Annotated in this window: 5 protein-coding genes and 2 pseudogenes; 4 read left to right on the forward strand and 3 right to left on the reverse strand. The window is 68.0% G+C overall.

The genetic code is table 11. The features are described 5' to 3' along the window. Positions 1-307 precede the first annotated feature (307 nt). Positions 308-475 carry an alpha/beta fold hydrolase gene (locus tag KZA10_RS06495; protein WP_218682454.1) on the forward strand — a complete coding sequence of 56 codons (168 nt, stop codon included), beginning with the start codon at positions 308-310 and terminating at the stop codon, positions 473-475. A 3-nt stretch (positions 476-478) separates the two neighbouring features. On the opposite strand, the gene KZA10_RS06500 is transcribed toward KZA10_RS06495, so the two are convergent. Together KZA10_RS06500 and argS are read right to left on the reverse strand one after the other, a co-directional pair. After that, positions 479-1,324 carry a DUF2993 domain-containing protein gene (locus KZA10_RS06500; protein ID WP_218682455.1) on the reverse strand — a complete coding sequence of 282 codons (846 nt, stop codon included), beginning with the start codon at positions 1,322-1,324 and terminating at the stop codon, positions 479-481. Positions 1,325-1,364: 40 nt separating this feature from the next. Next, positions 1,365-3,029, reverse strand: coding sequence for an arginine--tRNA ligase (gene argS / locus KZA10_RS06505; protein WP_218682456.1), 1,665 nt, complete (start codon positions 3,027-3,029; stop codon positions 1,365-1,367). 92 nt (positions 3,030-3,121) lie between these two features. On the opposite strand from argS, the gene KZA10_RS17840 reads away from it, so the two are divergent. The 3 genes and pseudogenes from KZA10_RS17840 to KZA10_RS06515 form a co-directional block, all read left to right on the forward strand. Then, the gene (locus KZA10_RS17840; RefSeq protein ID WP_256934494.1) at positions 3,122-3,256 is read left to right on the forward strand and encodes a hypothetical protein; all 135 of its coding nucleotides are present in this window, start codon (positions 3,122-3,124) and stop codon (positions 3,254-3,256) included. Positions 3,257-3,301: 45 nt separating this feature from the next. Beyond that, complete coding sequence (locus KZA10_RS06510) at positions 3,302-4,621, forward strand: hemolysin family protein (protein ID WP_218682457.1); 1,320 nt, start codon at positions 3,302-3,304, stop codon at positions 4,619-4,621. Then, positions 4,618-5,658 (forward strand): annotated as a pseudogene (locus tag KZA10_RS06515) (hemolysin family protein); the annotation flags it as partial. The gene KZA10_RS06510 and the pseudogene KZA10_RS06515, both read left to right, overlap by 4 nt. 139 nt (positions 5,659-5,797) lie before the next feature. Here the strand turns inward: KZA10_RS06515 and KZA10_RS17845 are convergent. Next, positions 5,798-5,957: pseudogene (locus KZA10_RS17845) on the reverse strand (RtcB family protein); the annotation flags it as partial.

Below are 5,957 nucleotides of genomic sequence, written 5' to 3' on the forward strand. Positions count from 1 at the left end.
GGCTTGACCCAGAGACTGAACGTGAAGCTCTGGGACGCATCGACCGGGGCGCCCAAGGAAGTGATCTCGTATCCTGCAGTCGCCACGTTGGTGGACAGCACCGGAGACGTGAAGGGGAAGTCGGGGATCACGGCAACTGTTCGTCCCGGACGAGCTGCTGGACGACTACCTGCAGGCATCGGGCACGATCTCCCGAGAGACACTGCTGCGCTCCGTCGAGGAGAACCTCCGCTTCGCACCTCCGGACACCTGGCGGTCCTACCCCGGCGCCGCGTCCATCCTCGTCGGCGCGAAGGAGAGGTCGCTCATGAAGCGGTCGGCCGCACTCCTGCATGCGTCACTCCCCCACAGCGACCTGGAAGTCGTCGACGGGTGCGGACACGGTATCCCGCTGCAGCGGCCCGCCTGGCTCGCACGCCACATCGCCGCGACGTTCGGCGACCGTCCCAACGTCGCTGGGCCTCCGGGGCGCTGAGGGTCAGCTGGGGCAGACGCCCTTGTCCTGGAGCGTCGTGTCGGTCACGATCGCTCCGTTCACGTCGACGTCGATCACGGCCGCGCGATCGATGATCTCGAGCCCCGTGAGGGTGAGCCCGGCTGGCAGCTGATCGGCGATGCACACCCGCTGGGGCTGGGTCAGGCCTTCGCCGAGGGAGCCGAGAGTGGAGGCGACCCGGTCGAGATCGATGTCGAGTCCGCCGATGCTCGCCCCGACGGGTGTGAGCTCGAGGTCACCGTCGACCGTGCCGGGCGTGAGGGTCAGCGAGAGCGGCACCGCGGCTCCGAGCACGCTGATCGACCCGCTCACCGTGGCGTTCGGGGCCGCGAACTCCACCGATTCCACGGGCAGATCGGTGCCGGCGAGCAGTGCGGTGAACTGCTCCTGATCGATGCGGATCGTCCCGGTGGCACCACCGATATCGCCGCCGCGCAGCGGGACGCCCGTCGCGGTCACATCGGCAGCTCCGGTGATGCCCTCCAGCGTCACGGAATCCGTGGACAGACGCAGAGTGTCGAGTGTGCCGCCGATCAACTGCGGCAGCAGCAGACCCTCCGTCTGCACATCGAGTTGCTGGTCGGAGGGCAGATCGAGCTGTTCCACGACGATCGACCGCACGACTCCTGGCAGCACGGCTCGTGCGATGAACTCCGCGGCGACCACGAGAGCGGCGAGGACCCCGACCACGATGAGCAGCACCCAGGGCCACCGCGGCCGTGTCCGCGGTGCGGCGTCCGCAGCGTCAGGCGCGGAACCCGGGATCACGAGCGTCGGATGCTCCGCCGCGGCATCCGGATACGGCAGGGTCTGGTTGTCGTCGCTCATGACTGCCATCCTGCCGTACCGAGCAGGAGGCCTGCGTGCGCTACATGCGCTCCGGCGCGGAGACTCCGAGGAGGTCGAGCCCGTTGCGCAGCACCTGGCCGGTGGCGTCGTTGAGCCACAGGCGGGTGCGGTGCACGCTCTCGATCGGGTCGTCGCTCAGCGGAATCACGCGGCAGTTGTCGTACCAGCGGTGGTACAGGCCGGCGAGCTCCTCGAGATAGCGGGCGACGCGGTGCGGTTCGCGCACCTCGGCGGCGAACGCCACGATGCGCGGGAACTCCTGCAACGCGCCGAGCAAGGCGCTCTCGCTCTCGTGCGTCAGCGTCTCCGGCGCAAACTCGGAGCGATCGATGCCCGATTGACCGGCGTTGCGGGCGACGTTGTGCGTGCGCGCGTGGGCGTACTGCACGTAGAACACCGGGTTGTCGTTCGTGCGCTTCTGCAGCAGCTCGGGGTCGAGATCGAGCGGAGAGTCCGCAGGTGAGCGCTCCAGCGAGTACCGCAGCGCATCGGTGCCGAGCCAGTCGAGCAGGTCGTCCATCTCGATGATGTTGCCCGCGCGCTTGCTGAGACGGGCCCCGTTGATCGAGACCATCTGGCCGATCAGCACCTCGACGTTCTTCTCCGGGTCCTCCCCCGCCGCACCGGCGACGGCCTTGAGGCGGTGCACGTAGCCGTGGTGATCGGCGCCGAGCAGGTAGATCTTGTTCTGGAAGCCGCGGTCGCCCTTGTTCAGGTAGTAGGCGGCGTCGGCGGCGAAGTACGTGTACTCGCCGTTCGAGCGGCGGATGACGCGGTCTTTGTCGTCGCCGAAGTCGGTGGTGCGCACCCAGACGGCGCCCTCGTCATCGAACACGTGGCCTTGCTCGCGGAGGCGATCGACGGCCTGATCGATCAGGCTCGTTCCGGAAGCATCCTTCGCGTGCAGCGTGCGCTCGGAGAACCAGACGTCGAACGGCACGTTGAAGCGATCGAGCGAGCTCTTGATCTCGGCGAGCTGGAACCCGTAGGCGAGTTCGAGTGCGACGCTCGACTGCTCGGCGTCGGGGAGTGACAGCAGGTCGGGACGCGCTTCGAGAACGCGACCGGCGAGGGTCGTGATGTACTCCCCCGGGTAGCCGCCCTCGGGGGTCGGCTCGCCCTTGGCCGCGGCCAGGACCGAGACGGCGAAGCGCTCCATCTGCGCGCCGGCGTCGTTGATGTAGTACTCGCGGACGGCGTTCGCACCGCTGGCGAGGAGCAGGCGCACGATCGAGTCGCCGAGAGCTGCCCAGCGCGTGTGGGCGATGTGCAGGGGTCCGGTCGGGTTCGCCGAGACGAACTCGACGTTCACGCTGACGCCGGCCTGAGAGGTGTTCGTGCCGTACGCGGAGCCGGCATCGACGATGACCTTCGCCAGTGCACCGGCGGCAGCAGCATCGAGGCGGACGTTGATGAACCCCGGGCCTGCGACCTCGGCGCTCGAGATGCCGTCGACGGCGGCGAGGCCGTCGACGATCTGCTGTGCGAGCTCGCGCGGGTTCGTGCCAAGCGGCTTCGCCAGGCGCATGGCGATGTTCGAGGACCAGTCGCCGTGGTCGCGGTTGCGGGGGCGCTCCAGCACGATGTCGGATGCGGAGAGCTCCAGCGGCTCGCCGGGACGTCGTTCCTCGGCGATCGGTGCGAGGACGGCGAGGAGGGCTGCGGCGAGGGTTTCGGGGTTCATAGCCTCCCCAGTTTACGGGGCCGGAAGACCTCGGCCGACGGCGCGGACGACGACGAATTTGCGTTCGGCCTCCGGTGATCTACTCTCATGCCATGAAGCCGCCCACCGCCCGACGCCGTGTGGGTGCGGCGGGCATCGTCGCCGGGCTTCTGCTCGCCGTCGCAGCCGTGGTTCTCGGGGTGTGGCGTCCGTGGATCCCCGCACCGGCGACGACCCCGATCATGTAGAACATCGCCCCACTGTCTGCCTCTCTCACCGGAGAGGAACCTCTGATGGACTACGTCATGTTGGGCGTGGGGCTCCTGCTCACGGTCGGCACAGGCCTCTTCGTCGCGAGCGAGTTCGCACTGGTGAACCTCGACCGCGCCGAGCTCGAGGCCAGGCAGGCGCGCGGTGAGTCCCGGCTCTCGCTCACGATCAGCGCTCTCAAGCACACGTCGACGCATCTCTCGGCCGCGCAGCTCGGCATCACGCTGACGACGCTGCTCACCGGTTACACGATGGAGCCGGCGCTGTCGAACCTCCTGCGTCCGACCTTCATCGCCTGGAGCATCCCTGAGGCCGCCGTCGCGCCGATCGCGACCGTCGTGGCCATGCTGGTGGCGACGGTGCTCTCGATGATCCTCGGTGAGCTCGTCCCCAAGAACTTCGCCCTCGCCCTGCCTCTGGCCACTGCGAAGCTCGTGATCCCGTTCCAGATCGCGTTCACGACGGTGTTCAAGCCCGCCGTGGTGGTGCTCAACGGCAGTGCGAACGGCGTGCTGCGCGGGATGGGCATTGAACCGAAGGAAGAGCTCTCCGGCGCCCGCAGCGCGGAGGAGCTGTCCTCGCTCGTGCGACGGTCCGCCAACGCGGGCCTGCTGGAGGCCGACACCGCGTCGTTGCTCGATCGCACCCTCATGTTCTCGCGGCTGACGGCCGCCGACGTGATGACCGCTCGGCCGAGCATGCACGCGATCGCCGCGGGCGATTCCGTGGATGACGTCATCCAACTCGCGCGACGCACGGGCCACAGCCGCTTCCCGGTCTACGGCGACGACCTCGACGACATCATGGGCGTCGTGCACCTCAAGGCGGCGATCTCCGTGCCGCGCGATCGTCGTACCGAAGTCCCCGTCGGCGCTCTCGCGACGGAACCGCTCCGCGTGCCGGAGACGGTACACGTCGACGCCCTGATCGCGGAGCTGCGCGCCCGCGGCTACCAGCTGGCGATCGTCGTGGACGAGTACGGCGGCACAGCGGGTCTCGTGACCCTGGAAGACCTCGTCGAGGAACTTGTCGGTGAGGTCGCCGACGAGCACGATCGCACCAGGGCCGGAGTCATCCGCAACCGGGAGGGCATCACGTTCCCCGGTGAGCTGCGACCCGATGAGCTGCGTCGTCGTGCCGGTGTGGAAGTGCCGGAGGGCGACGTGTACGACACGGTGGGCGGTTATGTCATGAGCGTGCTCGAGCGCGTCCCTTCGGTCGGCGACGAGGTGCCGCTCGACAGCGGTGTGCTGCAGGTGGTGCGCATGGACGGGCGACGGGTGGATCGGGTGCGCTACGTTCCGAGACCGCTCGACGACGTCAACGAGGAGGTGGCCCGATGAGCGATTGGGGAGGGCTCGCCTGGCTCGTCGTGCTCCTTGTCGCGAACGCCTTCTTCGTCGGCGGAGAGTTCGCGGTGATCTCGGCCAGGCGGTCGCAGATCGAGCCTCTCGCCGATCAGGGCTCGCGCGCGGCCAAGACGGCCCTGTACGCGATGGAGCACGCGACGCTGATGCTCGCCACGTCGCAGCTGGGCATCACGATCTGTTCGCTGCTCATCCTGAACGTCTCGGAGCCGGCGATCCACCACCTGCTCTCCGTGCCGCTGCACGCGCTCGGCTGGCCCGATGGCGCGGTCGACGCGGTCTCGTTCACGATCGCGCTGCTGATCGTGTCGTTCCTGCACGTGGTGTTCGGCGAGATGGTGCCGAAGAACCTGGCGTTCTCGGTGCCGGATCGGGCCGTGCTGTTCCTGGCCCCGCCGCTGGTGTGGGTGTCGAAGGTGTTCATGCCGGTGATCTGGGTGCTCAACGCGGCCGCGAACGGCGTCCTGCGCCTGTTCCGCGTCGAGCCGAAGAACGAAGCGGCATCCACGTTCACGCTCGACGAGGTGGCGACCATCGTCAGCCAGTCGCGTCGCGAGGGGGTGCTCATGGACACGGCGGGAACCGTCGCCGCTGCGGTGGAGTTCACCGACAAGAAGGCACGCGACGTCGCCGTTCCCCTGAGCGATCTGGTGACGCTGCCGCAGTCGACCACGCCCGAGGACATCGAGAAGGCGGTCGCCCGCTACGGCTTCTCGCGCTATGTGATCGTCGACGACGAGTCCGTGCCGATCGGCTACGTGCACCTGAAGGACATCCTTCGGGCATCCGAGGGCCCGGACGCGGAGGCCAAGATGATCGAGCCCGTTCCGGCCAAGCGCATCCACCACATGGTGCCGGTGCAGGAGGACACGGATCTGGAAGACGCTCTCGCGGTCATGCGTCGTGCGGGTCGGCACCTGGCGAAGGTGCGCGACGGACAGGGGAACACCACCGCTGTGCTGTTCCTGGAGGACATCCTGGAGGAACTGATCGGAGAGGTGCAGGATACCTCGGTGCTGCAGCAGGTCGTGTCCGGCGACTTCGCCGGACTCATCGTCGACAACGCTTCGGCGCCGCACCGTGTGGTGTTCCCGACCGAGCTTCTGCAGAAGACCCTCGAGCAGGCCGATGTCGACATGACCGTGAATGGTAATGGCGGATGCGGCGGGCCTGGTGTCCATCCGGCATTACCTGATCGATCGGCTTGTACGCCTGGGGGATCTCGTCGATGAAGGCATCGGTATCACGGAACTCGATGCCCGTCATCGCCTCCCGCAGCTGGTCGTGCGTGAAGGTCCGCCGGGCCGCCGAA

Origin of the sequence: Microbacterium sp. BF1 (genome assembly GCF_019279095.1) — a bacterium.
GTDB classification, from domain to species: domain Bacteria; phylum Actinomycetota; class Actinomycetes; order Actinomycetales; family Microbacteriaceae; genus Microbacterium; species Microbacterium maritypicum.